Raw genomic sequence first — 19,037 nt, 5'->3', positions numbered from 1 at the left:
AAACCGTAAATTTGCGCCTTTAAATGACGGTATCATGAGTTATCACTTTAACGAGATAGAAAAAAAATGGCAAGAGTATTGGGCAAAGAACCAAACTTTTAGAGCAGAAAACAGTTCAGATAAGCCAAAATATTATGTGTTAGATATGTTTCCTTATCCTTCTGGAGCAGGTTTACATGTTGGACATCCGTTAGGGTATATTGCTAGTGATATCTATGCACGTTACAAACGTCATCAAGGGTTTAACGTATTACATCCACAAGGGTATGATAGTTTTGGACTACCAGCAGAACAATATGCTATTCAAACAGGTCAGCATCCAGCAGTAACTACTGAGACTAATGTTACTCGTTATAGAGAGCAATTAGATAAAATTGGTTTTTCTTTTGATTGGTCTAGAGAAGTACGTACTTCTAATCCGGAATACTACAAGTGGACTCAGTGGATATTCATCCAGTTATTCAATTCATGGTATAACAACGATACAAACAAAGCGGAAGATGTTTCTACGTTAATTAAGGCATTTGAGGCGAATGGTAATGCTGAGGTAAATGCAGTTTGCGATGAAGAAACACCTTTGTTTACAGCAGAAGAGTGGAAAGCTTATAGCGAAAAAGAGCAACAAGAAATTTTATTAAAATACCGTTTAACTTATTTAGCAGAGACCGAAGTAAACTGGTGTCCTGCTTTAGGAACTGTTTTAGCAAACGATGAAATTGTAAATGGTGTTTCTGAACGTGGTGGACATGAAGTAGTACGTAAAAAAATGACCCAATGGTCTATGCGTATTTCTGCTTATGCAGAGCGTTTATTAAACGGAATAGATTACAATCAAGATAGTTTAGATTGGACAGATTCTATTAAAGAAATTCAGCGCAATTGGATAGGGAAGTCTCAAGGAGCTTCAGTTACTTTTAACTTAAAAGATCACGAAGAAACTATTGAAGTGTTTACTACCCGTCCTGATACTATTTTTGGAGTTTCGTTTATGACTTTAGCTCCAGAGCACGAGTTAGTGTCACGAATCGTGACAGATAAACAAAGAGAAGCAGTAGAGCAATACGTAGAAGCTACAGCTAAACGTAGTGAGCGTGATAGAATGGCCGATGTAAAAACCATTTCAGGAGTATTTACGGGGGCTTATGCAGAACATCCGTTTACAAAGGAGCCAATTCCGGTTTGGATTGGCGATTATGTATTGGCTAGCTATGGTACAGGAGCTGTTATGGCAGTACCTTGCGGAGACCAGCGTGATTATGATTTTGCGAAGCATTTCGGAATTGATATCCCTAATATTTTAGAAGGAGTAGATATTTCTGAAGGAGCTAATGCAGATAAAAATGTAACAATTGCTAACAGTGATTTCTTAAACGGATTAAAATCTAAGAAAGCAAGTAAGTTAGCTATCTATAAATTAGAAGAATTAGGACAAGGTAAAGGAAAAACGCAGTATCGTTTACGTGATGCGGTATTCTCTCGTCAGCGTTATTGGGGAGAACCATTCCCGGTTTATTATAAAGACGGAATGCCACAAATGATTGCCGATGAACATTTACCAATTCAATTACCGGAGGTAGAAAAGTATTTACCTACAGAAACAGGTGAGCCACCTTTAGGTAACGCAACTAAATGGACTTGGTGTACTACTAAAAATGAAGTAGTAGAAAATACCGAAACGGGTTCTTGTATGCATCCGTTAGAGTTAAATACTATGCCGGGCTGGGCAGGTAGTTCTTGGTACTTATTCCGCTATATGGATGCACAAAACAATAATGAGTTTGCTTCTAAAGAAGCTTTAGATTATTGGCAAAATGTAGACTTATATATTGGAGGTTCTGAACACGCTACAGGACACTTATTATATTCTCGTTTCTGGACCAAATTCTTATTTGATAAAGGATTGTTACCAGTAGATGAGCCATTCAAGAAAATGATTAACCAAGGAATGATTTTAGGAACTTCTGCTTTTGTTTATAGATGGGAATATGGGTTAACCGAAAAATCTTCAAATCAAAAAAGAAAACAAATTTTCTTTAGTAAATCAATAATTGAAAAGGTTATTAAAGAAGGTATATTTATCTCTGAAATCAATGATGAAGCTAAGAAAATTTATTCTGAATTATTGAGTTTGCATAAAGATTTAAAGGAGTCTGAGCCAAATTGGAATCATTTTACAGCTGTTCATGTAGACGTTTCTTTAGTAAATGCATCAGATGAATTAGATGTAGAAGGATTTAAAAATTGGAGAGCCGATTTTAAAGATGCTGAATTTGTATTAGAAGATGGTGTTTACAAAGTAGGGCGTGAAGTAGAAAAAATGTCGAAGTCTAAGTTTAACGTAGTGAATCCAGACGATATTTGTAATCAGTATGGAGCAGACACCTTACGTTTATACGAAATGTTTTTAGGCCCACTTGAACAAGCTAAACCTTGGAACACTGCTGGTATTACCGGAGTACACTCGTTTTTAAAGAAACTTTGGAAGTTATATGTAGATGATAACGGATTAAAAGTAACAGATACTGAGCCGACAAAAGACAACTTAAAGACCTTACATAAAACCATTAAGAAAGTAGTTGAAGATATTGAGAATTTCTCGTTCAATACTTCTGTTTCTACGTTTATGATTTGTGTAAACGAGTTAACACATCAAAAGTGTACATCTAAAGAAATTTTAGAGCAATTAGCTGTTATTATAGCGCCTTATGCTCCGCATATTGCAGAAGAGTTATGGAGTAGGTTAGGTAATGCAGATTCGGTTGCCTTTGCTTCTTTCCCTAAGTTTGAAGAAAAACACTTAATAGAAAGCAGTAAAAACTATCCTATCTCTTTTGATGGAAAGATGAAGTTTACTTTAGAATTGCCATTAGATATGAGTAAAGAGGATATAGAGAAAACTGTATTAGCTCATGAAAAAACACAACAATTGTTACAAGGAAAAACGCCTAATAAGGTGATAGTTGTTCCAGGTAGGATTGTAAATCTGGTTGGTTTAAAATAGATACAAATAACAACTCATAATAAAAAAGCGGCTAACTAGGCCGCTTTTTGTTTTTATAGACTTAACGAAAGTTATAGATCTATGGTAGATAATAAGTGGGTTAATAATCCTTATTCTATAATCACTTTTTTAGTGATGTTATTGTTTCTACTGTCAGTAATTTTTACAAAGTACATTCCGCTTGGAGTGTTAGTTGGAAATTGAATATTTTCTGTAACTGAAGTAGTTGAGTATACTTTTTTACCAATTACATCAAACACCTCAACACTAATAATTGTGTTTTGAGAATTGTTATTGATGTTTAAAATTCTATTTTCTTGAACTGGGTTTGGCGCAAGAGTAATTTTGTTTTCTAAAGAAAATTCGTCCGTACTTAAAGGAATACAAGAAACGTTAGGAGTTTGATAATTTCCAGGAGTAAGGTCGTATCTTGGGCTATTATTAGTTTCCCAATTAGCAGGGTTATGAATAGCTGTTCTTAAGGTAAAGCTATCACCTGTTAGAGTTCCTGTATAGCGCATATTGTCAATTTCTGGACCAGATGGAGTCATTGAAATACAATTAACACCATTTGTTAAACCAGGAGGTACAATACTTTCACTAGTAGACGATACACAAGAGCTTTGTGTCCATCCTGTAGCACCATCAACACAAATAGCATCATAATCAGACATTATAGCCGCTATAAAAGTGGCATCAGAAGGTATAGCAGATATGGTATTTCCAGCTGTTTGATAAGCGTAAACCTGATCTCCAGATCCTAAATTAGCAGAACCAGCTTCTAAAGTCATTGTAGCGCCAGTAACCCCAGTAATTGTATATGTATCTGGTGATGTTTCGTCAAAAGAAATGATAGTTCCACATGATATTCCTCCAGCAGGAGCAGTAAACCTATAAGTACCTTCTGTACCAGCAATATATGCTCCGTTATTTATAATTCCTCTGTCTGAAAAGAAAATAATTTCATTTCCTGGAATGTTGTTTAATGTAATAAAAGAGTAGCCTTCAGTAGCATCTGTATTCATGCCTAAAAAAGCAATGTCTCCGGGATTTAATTGGGCATATAAGTTGAGACTTAATAAAAGTCCGAAATATAAAATGTAATTTTTAATCATAGTTAGCTAGGTTTAATTAATAATAATTTTACTACAAATTTAATAAAATTAATAACACAAATATGCATTATCCCAACTAGGTATATTGTTTTTAAAAACTTTTTTAGTAGAGATGTCTTCTTTTTTAAATATTTGAATATGAGCTTTTGTGCAAGTATCTTTTTCGTGCCTTAATTGGTATAAATAATGCTTGTAATTTGTTCTGTTGGTATTGGTGGTAAATTCTATTTGTCCTCTAGGGCCTTCTTTTTTTTGAGTAGAAAATGTATTTGAATTTTGTAGAAAATCATTTATCAGAATACCGTTTTCATAACCTAAAACAGCAAAAAATGTTGGTTTACTACCATATGTTTCCATGTATTTATTTATAAAACTAGTATTTTCATTAGTGTTTAAGTCTGCATACCACGAAGTTATGCAGTGTGTATCATTGAATACTTCAGGAAATTTGTTAACAACATCTTCTTCACATGAAAATGGAAGAGAATAAATAGGCACCTTTTCGTGTAATTTATTTTCTGATAAAAAGGACGCATGTTCTTCAGAAAATATACCATTATGAAATGCAAATAATGCATCAGGATTCATAGAATTATACCAATCTAGCATTAATTCAGCTTCATTTTTTCTTGGGTTGATAGGAGATATAAAATGACCAGAAAACTCCCCTTTTCCAGCTATGCTATCTTCCATTAACTTTATAAAACCATATCCGGATTCATAATAACAAGTAGACGTTCCTATTTTTAAGAAGTTATTAGAAATGAGATGTTCTCCTAGTAATGTTGTAGCATCATATAATCCCATTGAGTTGCAATAGATGCCTTTTCTGTTGCTTAAATCAAGAGGCTGTGTTGCTCCTAGATCTGAATAAATAAAGGTTTCTTCTATATTTTCTATGTAGTCTAAAACTTCAGATAATCCTTTATGTCCAACAATACCTGTAACTAAGTCTACTTGTTCTTGGTTCACTAATTTTTGTATACCATCTATAGATTGTTTAGCATCATTACCGTAACCAATACCTTCAATTTTCAGTTCATATTGATTTGTCTCAGATTGGGATAGTCTTAATCCTTTAATAAACTCCTTAGCTAATTTTGGATAAGCTTTAGATTGCGGAAGTAATACACCTATTTTTCTCAATTTTATATGTTTTAAATGATAACTAAATACAGAAAACAAGGAAGGTAAAATCACCTTCCTTTTAATAAGATTTTTTTAACTTCTAGAAGGGAAAATTCCTTGTAAAGCAATACAAACATTAATTCCTAAAAATGGGTTTTGAATATTAAATGCTTGGTTTCCTCCAGATAATGCTGTAGTACCAGAAATTTCTAAACCTCCAACTTTATCTCCTTTTGTTGGAGATTCGCGGAATATATCTGGCATATCTGTACCAGTACCTAAGCCATTTGCACCGCTATCTGAATCTGGTGTAGCGTTAGAATTATCTGTAGTAAATAAATCTACACTAGCTGTTCCGTTAATTAAAGCGTGTGAATGAGAAGGCATGTTTAGCTGACTTAAAGTAACATTTTCTCTACCACCTCTTTCTCCCCATGTAACAGTAGATAATCCTGGTCCATGACCAATGTGTACAATACTTCTACCTCTTAAATCTGGTAATCCAAAAGTGGTTCTTCCATCTCCACCAAAAGTAGTTCCTAGTAATGAAAATAAAGCAGAATTAGCTGAGATAGGTAATAATTGTCCATCACACTTTGCCCAACCTCTTGGTGCAAAATTAAATCCGAATGGTTGAATTTGTCCTAAAAATGGTTCCATAATAATTTGTTTTAAAGTTTAAAAATTGATTAGTAATTATCTGAAACCAAAATTATAGCTAGCATGTTGTTATTTTTAACGTACATATTTCCTTAAACAAAACCAGGTAGAAATACTTAGATAGAAAAGGGTAACAAAAACAAGTAAAATAGTATATAATAATACAAGCTAAGTGTTTGGTAGTGAGTTGTTTGTTTTTAAACAAGTTAATTCTCTATTAAATTTATATTCTTTTACTTTCAAAATATAAATGAACATATGTATATTTGAGAGACTAACATAAAACCAAAAAACTATGAGTGTAGAAACCAAACCAAGAACGAATACAGTAACATTAGAGAATGCTAAAAAATACACAGAAAAGTGGCAAATAGCAACTAAGGACCAACATTGTAAAGCCTTTTTAATTCCAGCCTTAGATTTAAGTGAGTTGTTAAAAGAAATGGAAATTTTAAAGAAAAATGATTTAACCGGAAAGTACGAGTTAGATGAAAGCAAACTAACCAATGCAGGTGTACGCGGTTATTTAGGTATAGACTCTACTAACGGAACAGGTAAAGACAATGGATATGGAGAAAAAATGTTGTTTGTAGGTACCGATTATAACAGTAAAACAGGTGCGCATAATGATATTATTTTAAATCCAACGAATCCACAAAGTAAGGATAGTGGGATTTATGATTTTACTTATCCTTGTCCAAGTACTTGTGATATTAATAGTGAACTATATCATGAAGATAAATAATATTGCACGATATTATTCAACATATTGGATTATTCATTTTATTAATTAATGTTATAATATATTTTAAGGTTCCTTTTGTAGAAAAGAGCCTTAAAATATTCTCTGTGTATTTATTGGTGATCTTGTTAATCCAAATTATTTCATTGATATTATGGAGTTTTAAAATCAATAATATTTATCTCTCGCATTTTTATTTTGTTTTCCAATTTGTACTACTGAGTTTCTTTTATAGGTGTCTTTTTATATCAAAAAAACAAAAAATGGCTATATTGATAATGTTATTTTTTGTTTTAGCTTTTATTTTTTCAAGTTATATAATTACTCCTAATTTGTTTTATAGTTTTAATCCATATGAAGTGATACTAACATCTATTTTAATAGTTTTATATAGTATTCAATATATATTTTTTTCACTATTAAAAGATAAAAAGTATCTATATATAAATATTGGGGTATTATTTTATTTATTATCAAGTACTTTGATATTTTTATCGGGAAATATGATTATAAAATTACCCGATTTTTTAAACGATATAACTTGGGTTGCTAATTCAATATTATTTATATTTTTTCAACTTTCAATTTTTTATGAATGGTATAAAAATTTGCGTTATAGAAAGAAAGTTCTATCAAATAACTAATAAATGGAATTACTCTTTTCAGAAGAAAATAAAATCATACCTATAGTACTATCTGCTATTTTTTTATTGTTGTTTATGGTGGTATCATTGGTATTGTTTTTCCGCTTTGCCCGCAAAAAAATAATAGAAAAAGAGTTAGAAAAGTCGGCTATAAAACTAGCGAGTCAAAAAAAGGTATTACAGGCAACCATAGAAACTCAGGAGCGAGAGCGCAAACGCATAGCTCAAGATTTGCACGATGCTATTAGTGCCAAACTAAATGTGGTAAGCTTGCACATAAACATGCTATTAGACGGTAGTTTAACTACTAATGAGCAACAAGAATCTTTAAGCAATGTATTAGGTGTAACTACAAACGTTTTAGAGAGTTCTAGGCAAATAGCACATGATTTATTGCCACCTATTTTAGAAAAATTTGGTTTGGTAGAAGCTTTAAAAGAATTGTTAGCAGAGTTTGGAGCCACAAAAAAGGTAGTAGCTCAACACCAAATTAATTATCTTACTACTTTAACCAAGGCAGAAGAATTGCATGTGTTTAGAATAGTGCAAGAATTGCTGAACAACTCTGTTCGCCATGGCAAGGCTACACTTATGCGTTTAGAATTGCAAGATGCTGCTGGCGAAATGAAATTAACTTATAAAGACAATGGTAAAGGATTTTTGGTAAAACAAGCATTTAATGAAGGAGGATTGGGGTTAAAAAATATTAAAAGTAGGGTTGCTATACTAAATGGAGAAATACAAATAAAAAGTAGTTTAAACCAAGGAGCTACGTTTACCATAATCATTAAACACAACAGTTATGAATAAAATAATTAAAATTGCTATAGCAGATGATGAAATATTGTTTAGGCAAGGAATTTCGTTTATTTTAAATAAAGAAGTAAATTTTGATATTGTTATGCAAGCTGCAGATGGTGAAGATTTATTAACTCAACTAGAAAATGCAGAGGTATTACCAGAGATTATTTTAATGGATTTAAAAATGCCTAATTTAAATGGTGTCGAAACTACCAAATTAATTAAAAAACAATATCAAGACATAAAAATTATAGCAATAACTAGTTATTATAGTAAACCGTTTATTAGTAACATGATTGCTACTGGGGCAGTAGCTTATTTAGCTAAAAATACGCCGCCAAAAGAAGTTGTATCTACCGTAAATGCAGTAGCCGATAAAGGTTTTTGTTACAACGATAATGTAATGCAGGTAATACAAGAAAATATGTTAAATCCTGATGCTAAAACTACCCGTAGTTATTTTGACTTAGATTATTTAACCAAAAGAGAATCTGAAGTGTTAAAATTAATATGCAATCAAAAAACCACTAATGAAATAGCAGAAGAATTGTTTATAAGTCCTAGAACAGTAGAAGGGCATAGAAATAATCTACTACTTAAAACAGAATCTAAAAACGTAGCTGGATTGGTAGTTTTTGCTTTTCAACATAAAATAGTTTCGTTAGAAGAAACGTTTAATTAAAAGTAAAACCGTAAAAACAATTCTTTGCTAATTATATATTGTTTGTTGTTGGTAGTGTTTAGTGATAATTTTTCTTGAGTGTTATTATTGTTATTAGTGTAATTCGCATTAATAGCAAAAAATTCTTCCTTACCAATAGGGCGTTTCATCATAATAAAATGGCCTAGATTATTTATTCTAAAACCTATAGACAAACTAAAAGTTTTTTTAAAACGTAATTTAATACTCCCATAAATCTGATAATTAAAAGCAAACGAATTTGATTTTTCTGATTTAACAGAACCAGGGCCTAAAATATAATGATCTTCTAACCCTAGTTCTTTTTTAAACTTTAAATGCAAAAAAGCATAAGGAATAGATGCTTTAACTTGGTATAATGATAAGCCGCTTCCTAAACCAATTCTAAATTTCATGGTAGATTGGTTAGAAAAGTTTAATGTGTAGATGTTAATTTCTGAAATAGCATTTAATGAACTATGTTGGATAGTTGCTTGTTGATGGTATTCTCCAGTAGATGTTATTAATAAATCGTTTGGAGTTATTTGTTTTTGTTGCCAATATAAAGCACTGGAATGGTATTTATATCGGCTGGTATAACGTGCTTCTAAACCAATATTGAATTCTTTAAAAGGAAAAGAAATAGAGGAAGATATAAACCAAGAAGGTTCTATTTGTCTGTTAAGAAAAGTATTTTTTTTTTGTTCAATAATACTGTTCAAATCCTTTGTTTCAGAAGATAATAAAAGACTTTTGTTTCCTTTAATTAACGGAATTGAATTTCCTACTTCTAAAGAAAAATTAAGTTTTTGGAAAATCTTACTTTGTGCGTGTATAGGAGTAATTGTTAAGCAAAATAAGATAAGCAAACAAGCAGGTTTTGCTAATGATACAGGAAGGTATTTAGAAATAAAGTTAATATAAATGGGTGTTGTAAATAATAAAATGAGGTTGTCTTAAAAGTATAAATTTAACTTATAGACAACCTCTAGTATATTTAATATAACTTTCCTTCAACAGGTAATGATGAAGCGCCATCTGTACTATTCATATGAACTTTAGGAGCTAAGAATCGTACCTGATTATGTGTTTCTCCTTTTTGAATGGTACAGTCCATAACAATACCAAATAAGTTTCCAGAAACAGAGTAATCATAGTCATTATTAGATATTGTTCCTTTAAAGCTAAACTTATTTGTTTTTGCTACAAGCTCTAACATAGCATCTACAATTTTCTCTTGATTTCTTTCGCTAAGTCCCCACTTATCCATAGTGTGCTTTGTGTCAGAGTAAGAAGCTTTTGCTCCACCAGACCAGAAAGCAAAAAAGCTAATACCTCCACTTACTTCTTTTTTAGATAATTCATCGTACTCATGTTGTTTAGAAGCGTCTAACATACTTCTTACAAGATTATCTAAAGACTTAACATTTTCAGGAGTAATACACAACATGTTAATCGTAAAGTCTACATCAATAGTTGAATGTGCTGATACGGTATAAGTAGCTCCAGAACATTGTCCTTGACCATAAGCGTTTACAGATACACCATCTACAGATGCTCCGTTTTTGTTGTCTACATTAAAAACTTTTTCTAAAGTTGCTGTTTCCATGTTTTTTTAATTTTAATTGGTTCGATTTTCCTACTCTATTTTTAGCTTTTCGGATTCCGCTTTTATAACAATTCAAATGTCTTATTTATATATTCCTTATTTATACGGATTTATGGGTGATATTATAAACAGGTGTTTTTACCTATATGTTTTTTAGTAAACGTATTACACAACTTTAGTGGCAATACTTACCAAAAAACCTATACCATTTTGAATATTAGCTATAGCGTTAGCTTTTTGACTATTAGAGTTGGTAGCATGATCAATTTCTTGTAATACTTTTATAGCATTGGCATTGCTAATAGCACTTTCTTGAATAAAAGAAGTGATTTCTGTTGTACTCATACTTGTTAAATTTGCAATTTGACTAGCAAATTGAGAATTGGTTTGATTGGCGGCTTGCTCTGCAAGTTGGTTCCAGTTTATAGATGGCATATGCTATTGTATTTAGTTGTTTTTTATAATTGAGTGAACCTTTAATAGTTTTGAAAAATCATTCCCTGAGTGTATTAATAAACTATCTAGTTTGTTTTCTATGTTGCTAATATTAATGGTGTTTTTTGTTAGGCTTTGAACAGCTGAAATAGCTGTTTTTTCTTCGGATTTTAGTTTTACGGCAGAGTTGATTAAATTTTGCAAGGAAGTTCCAGCTGTACTAAAGTTGTTGTAATTTTTATTGAGTTGAGCTATCAATTGATTTTGTTCAGCATCTAGAACAGATTGCATTGAGTCTTTTTTCTTATTGATAATAGGAATAATGCTTTTTAAAATATGAGGAAGCTCTTCTTTGTAATTAAGACTGTCGGGTAAATTTTTCGAAAAATTATCTAACAACGCAGGTGTGTAAGTGTTAGTAATAAAATTGTTTACTTGTTCTTTTCTGTTAGCATATAGTTGATTAATAAGTGATATGTTGAGAGAATGCATACCAGAGGATTCTTTTAAGACCTCTTGAGTAAGTGTAGTTGTAGAAGATGGAATAGATGCACATGAGCTTAATACAATAATAGACAGCGCAATAAAAAAAATGTTTGGTTTCATATATAATTAATTAGTTAGATGTAGAAAAAAGTTGCTTGATTTTGGCAATTAAGCTTTGTAGTACACTAAAAATTGCGTCAGAAGAAAAGCCGCCTATTAGAGCTAGAATACTTTTGTTAAATAGATTAATTCCATTATCTGTAGTATACAAAGAAATAATTTCAGAAAGTATGATACCTGCTATGATGCCCAAGAAAATTAAAGCAGTATAGTAAATAGCATCTTCAGGAACTAGAGTTCCTTTTTGAATAGCAGTACTTACACTTTTTAATAGGTAAAAAGCAACACCTAAGCCAGAAATAGAACAAAGAAATGTTAGGTTTAATAAAAGTGAAAGCCCATTGTTATCCATAATCCCTTTATCTAACGAATCGTTATTGACCTCAGGAAACAAAGCAGTGGTAACAAATGCAGTTAAAAAAAATAATGCTAAAAGTATTAAGTTTCTAACCAGTGGTACCTTGCTATATGAGTTTTCTTGAATACCCTCTTGGTTAATTATATTTAAGTATTGGATAGATTTAGGGGTAGCAGGAAGAACATCTTTAATGAGTAGTGCATGAACGGTAAGTAAATCATTAATTTTTGTACTTTCTAATAAGGAATTAACTTCATTATTAATTGCTAAACCATTGTTTAAAGCAAAAGAAAGCATAGCATTTATTTCGCTTTTAATTTCATTGGTTACGCCTGTGCTTACCAATTGGTTGGTAGAAGAAGTTGCAACCTCGCCTTTTGTAATAGTAGTGTTAGTACTCATAGAACAATATTCTTTATTGTTAGTTTGAATTGTTAAATTCAAATTTACGTACAAGAGAATAGGCTCTTTAGAGCATTTGTATTCGGTTTTTTAAGTAGGTGTTTTTACCTGTACTATCTTTTTAAGGAAAAATGACCAATGAATTCTTGTTGTATGCCGGGTTTTTGAATTTCTTGATAAATAATTTTAAACCAATAATCATCAGAAGGAAGGGGCCTGTCATTATATTGTCCATCCCAACCTCTTTTAGAATCATTGTTTATACGAGCAAGAAATTTGTTATAACGATCAAAAATATTGATTTCAATAAATAGCAACTCATTAATTCCAATTACATTCCAAGTGTCATTAATACCATCGTTATTAGGCGAAAAAAATCTAGGATAATCAATTAAAGCAACTTCTATAACTTCAAAAAAACACCCCTCTAAATCTTTTATAGTAATTGTATGTGATCCTGGTGATATATTGCTAAAAACTCCATCTTCTTGAAATTCTTGATTGTTAATACTAAAGAGGTAATTACCATTACCAGAAACCGTAGCGGTTATTTGATGGAGGTTAGAAAAGGCATTGCTGGTTGTAACGTTAAAATTATTTGGACCAGTGTTTACAGCAATTTCAATGGGCTTAATAAGTACGCAATTGGTTAAATTATCTTCAATTCTACCAAAAATCATTTCCGGATTGGAGTTGGTTAAATAGTTGTTTTGAGTTGATATTGGTGAAATATTATCAATAGCATCTAACTCAGTTTCAAAATAATTAATTTGAGTAGAATTTATAGAGTTTAATTCTGTTATCAATTCAGAATTAAACATGTTTAGGTCGATGGTAATTAATCCATCAGAAATATTATCTAAGTCGCAGGTTTCATAAAGTAAAGGAGGGTGAGAAATAACCAAATTAGTATAATCTACAGTTGTATTATCTGTAGCTGTAATATCTATTCCGTTGCATAGAGTATAAGTTACCTCTACTTGGTAATTAGTTAAGTTTTCTGGACAAACTACGATTTCATCATCATTAGAAACAAAAGTATTTCCGTTTGTAGTATTATACCAGCTTACCGAAGTATTAGCTACTCCAGAAGGAATAAATCTCCACGATTCATTATGGGTTTCCCAGGCACTAGTATTTCTATTTTCTGGGCTTATACCCATTGTGCCATTTGCATTTTGTAAACCTATTAAACTACGCCCGCCATTCCATTCAGTACAAATAGATTTTTGCTCAATATTTACTTCTATTATATTAGTCGCCTCATATAAAACCATCTGGAAAGTTGAAGTAACATCGGTACATTCAAATAAAGGAACTTGATAGTAACTAACTACTAATGCTCTACAAGGATATTCGCCAAATACTTGCCAACCAATTTCCCCACCTTCACTAGGGTCAATATCATGAAAAACTCCATAGATAGCATTGGTTATTTTTTTAGGTTCGATATTTGTAGGAAAATTAGCATCAGGAATAGGTAAATCGAATTGCCATGGACAAAAGTCTGCTGCTTCAGCATCTCCACCAGACATGTTGGTTCCATTATCGTTTATATTACTTAGATCAAAAGAAATAGCCCCATTTGAGCTTACTACAGCTTCTGAGTATTCTTGGTTATAAAAGCAAAAGTTAAAAGGCAAACTTACTTTCGGATCAGACCAAACATCGTCTACACTTACACTTATAGGGTAAGCTAATCCGTTATAAGGATACTGTGGGTTGTATTCTATTGATTCAACAGTATAGTCTGTAGGAACTCCAGTTTGCGGATAATTTGCTACCAATGTTACACAACCAGTTTGAGAGTTACAATTAATATTAATGTTTTGATCAGAATTTTCGTCGGTAATAACTACTTCAGGGCAATTAACAATCTGTCCGTTAACTAACAGAGTCGATAAAATAAAGAAACAAATATGAATCTTTTTAAGATGCATGAATAATTAAATAGTTGAAAATGCGTAAGGTTCATTATAGCAATAAGTTACAAAAAAAACAGGTCTTTCGCAATTTTTTAAAGTTCTAAATATTTGAATTTCAAGTTAAAAGAATGCTTTTAATTGAATGTTTCCGGTGTGAATTACTTGAGAAGTTTCAGTCTTTCTTCCGAAATAAGAAATATTTAAATCTAAGAATTTTGTAATTCTTTTTTGGGCAAATAAACTCCACGTTAGGTTTTTACCCTTTTCTAAACCTTCTAACATTTGATAGGCTACGGGAGAAAAAGAACTTCCTTCAAAATTATTAAGGTAATAATTGAATTCTCCGTTTAGTGAAATTTTATCTTGTTTAGCAATAGAAAAAGAAACTCCCATTCTTTGTTGGTTTAGCTTTTCAAAATCACTTACCTGATTTTCTTTATTAGTGAATTCATAAAAAGCATCAAACTTTGTATTTTCAGAAGCTAAGTATGATAATTTAGGAAAGAAACTAATTTCGTTTATTTCGAAATTATTATTAGCAAAATTTTCTGAAGCATTCTCTGTATTATTAAGATTATTTTTTAAATCAAACAGCCAGTTGGTGAAAAACTTATGAGTAAATTGTAATTGATGTCCTTTGCTTTTATTTTCTTGAAAACCAATACTTAAAATGTTTCTGCTTTTGCTTTGTAAATAGCTATACGTAGTTGAGAAATGTTGTTTTCCGCGTTTATAAAACAAGCTGTTTTTAAAACTAGAATTAACAGTAATAAATTGGTCTTCGTCTGTTTCAAATAAGTTAAAACCTATTGAGTTATTTCTTTTTGTTTTTTTATCTAACAGAAAAGAAGTCTGATTAAAGAAATGAGAAGCTATTTTTTTAAACGAACTATTAGAATTAATCCAGTTTTTTGGGTCTATGGCTAATGAAGCACTCCATTTGTTTTGCTGAGTTTTTACAAAAACTTGATTAGGAAGCAATACTTTAATAAATGTAGCTTGATCTTGAAATTGTGCAACTTCAAATTCATTTAATTCCTGAATACCATTAGAGTTGTAGTCTATCCAAGTATAAAAACCTTGCCCTTCATCTACTGCCACATAAGTAAAATCTTGTTGAGGTACTACACCGGCATTCATTTCAAAAGTGGTGTTAAAACGTAAAAATTGTTTCCAGAAATGTTGCTGATATAATATTCTGGAATTAACACTCTTTTCATCTTCTAAATTTTCGTCAGTATAAGTAAGCGTACGGTAGTTAGCATGAAGGCTTAATTTAGAACTGTTGGTGTTAAGTATTCTAGATCTTAAATAATAAGTATTAGAAGTATTTACTTTTTCAAGAAATCCGTTACGTAAACTATCGTTAACCCTGTACTTATAACCAATAGTTGCATAAACTTTAGTGCTATCTCCAATTCCGGTAAAAGCCTCGTAAGAATTGTATTTTTGACTCGCTCCGGTAAGTAATTGAGTTGTGTTATCTTTTTGTTGATTGTTTTCGATACTTGTTTTAGCTCCTACCCATGCTTTTTTTAAATCATAAATTCCTTGGGCAGAAAGACGTAAAAAAGTTGAGTTGAAGTTTGAAGAACTACTTGTTAAGTAACTAGAATTGCTACTAAACCTTAGTTTGTTGAATTTTAAATCGTTGGTTAATACATGTCTATTACCATTGTAGTTTTCAGAATAGTTTAAATGTTCGAAAGTATAATTAGTAAAGCCTCTTTTGTGATGGTAGAGATTCAAGCCAGAACGAATAATATTTTGATGACCTAAAGGAGTTTCTAAGTTCCAATCTCTGTCAAATTCAATACGGTATAAACGTTCTATAGTTCTAAAGTTTTTGTCAATGTAATCGGTATCAACAAAAGCATTTAAGTTCCATGAACTATCTCTTTTAATCAATTTTCTATTAACGGTTAATTTTCCAGCAAATCCGTTATTGTTTTCATCATCTATACTAGAAAATAGGTTGAGGTCATTTTTACTTCCAGCTAATTCAAATTCAATTTCGGTTTTTTCGTTAGGCTTGTAACTAGCGTCTACAACTGCCATTTGGAGCTTTGTAGGTGCAATTAATTGGATAATAGGTTCGTAATTACCCTGAGGTATGCCTCCAAAAGGAGCTACATACTCATATATATTACTAATTGCGTTGCTATTAACTAGCACATAGTTTCCTTGATTTTCACCAACTAAACTAAAGCGTACTTGATAGAGTTCATCATCAGGGTTGTTAGAAAAAACAAAAGCTTCTACTCCGCCAATAAGTTCTTTCTTGTATAGTATTTTATTTTCGGAGTATGCTTCTAAACTTTCAGATGGAGCCGTCATTAAACTATTATCATCACCTGCGTCTGCTAAAATAGATACTTGTTCTGAGCTTAAATTTTGCTGTAATGGCTGATTTTTAGCATCGTTTTCTGTGTATACATGGGCACTAACACTTAATTTTTTATTTTCATGAGAACCTCCACCATAAGCTATAATTCTACTATAATTTCTATCGCTATATTGATACTCAACATTAATTCTCATTTCTGAGGTTATAGGGTACGTAGCGTTGAATATAATTTCCCCAGCATTGTAATCTATAATATAATCATTGTTTTCACCGCGTTCTAACCTTATTCCGTTTACGTATACAGTTTCGCTACCAGAAACTAATAAAACAAACAACTCACCATTTGGTCCAGATAACTTATAAGGACCCTGATTACCTTCTTGTCCTTGAAAAGTACTTCTAGTATATTGTCCTCTAACGATAGCTCCGGAGGCAAAGAAATTGGTAGCAGAGCTATCTCTTTTAATAGTTCCAGTACCATAAATACCTTGAACTTTTTTGGTGAATCTTCCAAAGTAAGAATTCTTGTTTTCTAAGTTTACATCACCAGCTCTTAGCAGCCAATTATCGCTAAATAATTCAACAAAAACTTGGTCAAACTCATCTAAGCGTTGAGAATATCCGCCTTCCTGTAATGGTATATTTGCATCTTGTAAAGAGGCCCGTAAGGATACATTATCTGAAATTTTACCAGAAACCTGTAAATCTAATTCAGAGTTTAAAACTGAATTTTGATTGTTTCCAACAGCAATTCCTCTCGAGATGCTTCCTGAAGTTTCTAACCCATTAAAAGGTGTAAAATTTCGTTGTGTATTAGATGTTCCTAATTTGTATAACTTTTTAAGGCTTGAATTATCTTGAACAATAAGTTTTTCATCAAACAAAAAGTACTCTTTGGTTAAAAAATCAGGATATTTGGTGTATTCAACATAAACAGAATCTGTAGCAATTGGGTTATTGAAAGTTAAAATACTTTTAGCAAAATCTATTTTATAAAAAGTAGAATCAATGGGTTGAAATTGTTTGTTTAGAACTTTAAACTTATATGGATTGATGCTAACAGAGTCTAATAAAATACTATCGGTTACTGCTAACTTTTTTTGAATGCGATTATTGAGTGATTCTTGAGAGAACCCCAAGATTCCGACGCAAAAAAATAGTATGAATAACCGTAATTGCATATAAAGTATAGTCGTGGTCTTAACGAATAAATGAATTTATTAGTATAATAATTAGCTAAAGTACGTTTTTTGACCGATGATGTAATCAATTTTGTATCTTTAGAGAAATGAAATCTATTAAGTCTGGTAAATAATTCTTAAGTCATGAAAAATATAGTTCTAATTGTAAGTTTTCTATTCTTCGCATTGCATATGAATGCGCAAGATAAACAGTTAGCGTTTGATGAAGCTAAAATTAATGTCTTTTTCAAAGGATTTAAGTTATTAGATAAAGAAGACTATTCTCTAAGTTTAAGTCCAAACTATATTAAAGATAATCAAAAAGGCTTCTCTATTTATGAGCCTATTACTCATCAAAACTTAACCTACAATCCTGAAATGATTGTAACCAATGGCTCATTAAGCTTAGATAACTTAACTAGAAATATAAAGAGAGATTCTTTTAATCCGCATGGAGCTACTGACTTCAAGAACGCTCTCGGAATTGGAGTGGCAAATACGATTTTACAGTTGCTTCAAAAGTGAAATACCTAATTTTCTTTGTTTTGTTAACTTTTTTGTTAAAAATTTAAGACTTGTTTAACGTAAAAAAAGCTTGTGTTTTCTGTATTTTAGCTTGATTAAATTAATGAAGTTAGATGAAGATTATATCTTATAATGTAAACGGCATACGTGCAGCATTAAAAAAAGGCTTTTTAGATTGGTTGCAACAAGCTAATCCAGATGTTATATGTATTCAAGAAACTAAAGCTCATAAAGAACAGTTAGATTTAAGTTTGTTTGAAGAGGCTGGTTATCCTTTTCATTATTGGTATAGTGCTGAGAAAAAAGGATATTCGAGTGTAGCCATTCTTTGCAAGCAAGAGCCTAATCATATCGAATATGGAACAGGTATAGATTATATGGATTTTGAAGGTAGGAACATAAGAGTAGATTTTGATAATGTTTCTATTATGAGTTTGTATTTGCCATCTGGAACGAACGATGCTCGTTTAGAGTTTAAGCTTCAATACATGGCAGATTTTCAATCTTATATCAATGAATTGAAAAAAGAAATCCCCAATTTAATTATTTGTGGAGATTATAATATTTGCCATGAAGAGATTGATATTCACAATCCGAAAGGATTAAAAAACACGTCTGGTTTTTTACCTGTAGAGCGTGAATGGATAGGCAATTTTATAGATAGTGGCTTTATAGATTCTTTTCGTTATTTAAATAAAGAGCCACACCAGTATAGTTGGTGGAGTTATAGAGCCAATGCAAGAAATAATAATAAGGGTTGGCGTTTAGATTATGCAATGGTAGCAGATTCAATGAAAGACAGAATAAAAAGAGCATTGATTTTACAAGAAGCTAAACATTCAGACCATTGCCCAATAGTAGTAGAAATAGATTAAAAAA

Annotated in this window: 17 protein-coding genes; 7 read left to right on the top strand and 10 right to left on the bottom strand. The window is 31.3% G+C overall.

Annotated features, from left to right (window positions below):
• The first annotated feature begins 34 nt into the window (after positions 1 to 34).
• Positions 35 to 3,001, top strand: coding sequence for a leucine--tRNA ligase (locus ACFQ1O_RS10850; protein WP_377716043.1), 2,967 nt, complete (start codon positions 35 to 37; stop codon positions 2,999 to 3,001).
• A 110-nt stretch (positions 3,002 to 3,111) separates the two neighbouring features.
• Here the strand turns inward: ACFQ1O_RS10850 and ACFQ1O_RS10845 are convergent, their stop codons facing one another.
• The 3 genes from ACFQ1O_RS10845 to ACFQ1O_RS10835 form a co-directional block, all read right to left on the bottom strand.
• Positions 3,112 to 4,116 carry a T9SS type A sorting domain-containing protein gene (locus ACFQ1O_RS10845; RefSeq protein WP_377716042.1) on the bottom strand — a complete coding sequence of 335 codons (1,005 nt, stop codon included), beginning with the start codon at positions 4,114 to 4,116 and terminating at the stop codon, positions 3,112 to 3,114.
• 48 nt (positions 4,117 to 4,164) lie between these two features.
• Entirely contained in the window at positions 4,165 to 5,262 is a 1,098-nt protein-coding gene (locus ACFQ1O_RS10840; RefSeq protein ID WP_377716041.1) for an ABC transporter substrate-binding protein, read from the bottom strand.
• A 75-nt stretch (positions 5,263 to 5,337) separates the two neighbouring features.
• Entirely contained in the window at positions 5,338 to 5,904 is a 567-nt protein-coding gene (locus tag ACFQ1O_RS10835; protein ID WP_377716040.1) for a phage tail protein, read from the bottom strand.
• Positions 5,905 to 6,199: 295 nt separating this feature from the next.
• Here ACFQ1O_RS10835 and ACFQ1O_RS10830 point away from each other — a divergent pair, with 295 nt between their 5' ends.
• From ACFQ1O_RS10830 to ACFQ1O_RS10820, 3 genes are all read left to right on the top strand, one after another.
• A complete protein-coding gene (locus tag ACFQ1O_RS10830) occupies positions 6,200 to 6,649 on the top strand; it encodes a hypothetical protein (protein ID WP_377716039.1) in 450 nt (149 codons plus the stop codon).
• Between the two features lie 644 nt (positions 6,650 to 7,293).
• Positions 7,294 to 8,100, top strand: coding sequence for a sensor histidine kinase (locus ACFQ1O_RS10825; protein WP_377716038.1), 807 nt, complete (start codon positions 7,294 to 7,296; stop codon positions 8,098 to 8,100).
• Entirely contained in the window at positions 8,093 to 8,773 is a 681-nt protein-coding gene (locus ACFQ1O_RS10820) for a response regulator (protein WP_377716037.1), read from the top strand. Before ACFQ1O_RS10825 ends, ACFQ1O_RS10820 begins: the two co-directional genes overlap by 8 nt.
• Here ACFQ1O_RS10820 and ACFQ1O_RS10815 read toward each other — a convergent pair.
• Positions 8,770 to 9,492, bottom strand: coding sequence for a hypothetical protein (locus ACFQ1O_RS10815; protein ID WP_377716036.1), 723 nt, complete (start codon positions 9,490 to 9,492; stop codon positions 8,770 to 8,772). The genes ACFQ1O_RS10820 and ACFQ1O_RS10815 overlap by 4 nt on opposite strands.
• Positions 9,493 to 9,523: 31 nt before the next feature.
• Here ACFQ1O_RS10815 and ACFQ1O_RS10810 point away from each other — a divergent pair, with 31 nt between their 5' ends.
• Positions 9,524 to 9,694, top strand: coding sequence for a hypothetical protein (locus ACFQ1O_RS10810; protein WP_377716035.1), 171 nt, complete (start codon positions 9,524 to 9,526; stop codon positions 9,692 to 9,694).
• A 73-nt stretch (positions 9,695 to 9,767) separates the two neighbouring features.
• Here ACFQ1O_RS10810 and ACFQ1O_RS10805 read toward each other — a convergent pair whose 3' ends face one another.
• The 6 genes from ACFQ1O_RS10805 to ACFQ1O_RS10780 form a co-directional block, all read right to left on the bottom strand.
• Positions 9,768 to 10,379 (bottom strand): hypothetical protein, encoded by a 612-nt coding sequence (locus ACFQ1O_RS10805; protein ID WP_377716034.1) that lies wholly within the window; start codon positions 10,377 to 10,379, stop codon positions 9,768 to 9,770.
• Positions 10,380 to 10,544: 165 nt separating this feature from the next.
• Complete coding sequence (locus ACFQ1O_RS10800; protein ID WP_377716033.1) at positions 10,545 to 10,814, bottom strand: hypothetical protein; 270 nt, start codon at positions 10,812 to 10,814, stop codon at positions 10,545 to 10,547.
• A gap of 12 nt (positions 10,815 to 10,826) precedes the next feature.
• Complete coding sequence (locus tag ACFQ1O_RS10795) at positions 10,827 to 11,420, bottom strand: hypothetical protein (protein WP_377716032.1); 594 nt, start codon at positions 11,418 to 11,420, stop codon at positions 10,827 to 10,829.
• A 10-nt stretch (positions 11,421 to 11,430) separates the two neighbouring features.
• A complete protein-coding gene (locus ACFQ1O_RS10790) occupies positions 11,431 to 12,180 on the bottom strand; it encodes a hypothetical protein (RefSeq protein ID WP_377716031.1) in 750 nt (249 codons plus the stop codon).
• A gap of 113 nt (positions 12,181 to 12,293) precedes the next feature.
• Positions 12,294 to 14,120, bottom strand: coding sequence for a T9SS type B sorting domain-containing protein (locus ACFQ1O_RS10785; protein ID WP_377716030.1), 1,827 nt, complete (start codon positions 14,118 to 14,120; stop codon positions 12,294 to 12,296).
• 105 nt (positions 14,121 to 14,225) lie between these two features.
• On the bottom strand, positions 14,226 to 17,591 hold the full coding sequence (locus ACFQ1O_RS10780) for a hypothetical protein (protein WP_377716029.1): 3,366 nt from the start codon (positions 17,589 to 17,591) through the stop codon (positions 14,226 to 14,228).
• A 186-nt stretch (positions 17,592 to 17,777) separates the two neighbouring features.
• On the opposite strand from ACFQ1O_RS10780, the gene ACFQ1O_RS10775 reads away from it, so the two are divergent.
• Together ACFQ1O_RS10775 and ACFQ1O_RS10770 are read left to right on the top strand one after the other, a co-directional pair.
• On the top strand, positions 17,778 to 18,158 hold the full coding sequence (locus ACFQ1O_RS10775; protein WP_377716028.1) for a hypothetical protein: 381 nt from the start codon (positions 17,778 to 17,780) through the stop codon (positions 18,156 to 18,158).
• Positions 18,159 to 18,271: 113 nt separating this feature from the next.
• The gene (locus ACFQ1O_RS10770) at positions 18,272 to 19,033 is read left to right on the top strand and encodes an exodeoxyribonuclease III (RefSeq protein ID WP_377716027.1); all 762 of its coding nucleotides are present in this window, start codon (positions 18,272 to 18,274) and stop codon (positions 19,031 to 19,033) included.
• Positions 19,034 to 19,037 lie beyond the last annotated feature (4 nt).

This window comes from Pseudofulvibacter geojedonensis, from assembly GCF_042675745.1.
GTDB classification, from domain to species: domain Bacteria; phylum Bacteroidota; class Bacteroidia; order Flavobacteriales; family Flavobacteriaceae; genus Pseudofulvibacter; species Pseudofulvibacter geojedonensis.
The sequence above is the reverse complement of the archived record's forward strand: the minus strand, read 5'-3'. Positions and strand labels throughout refer to the sequence as shown.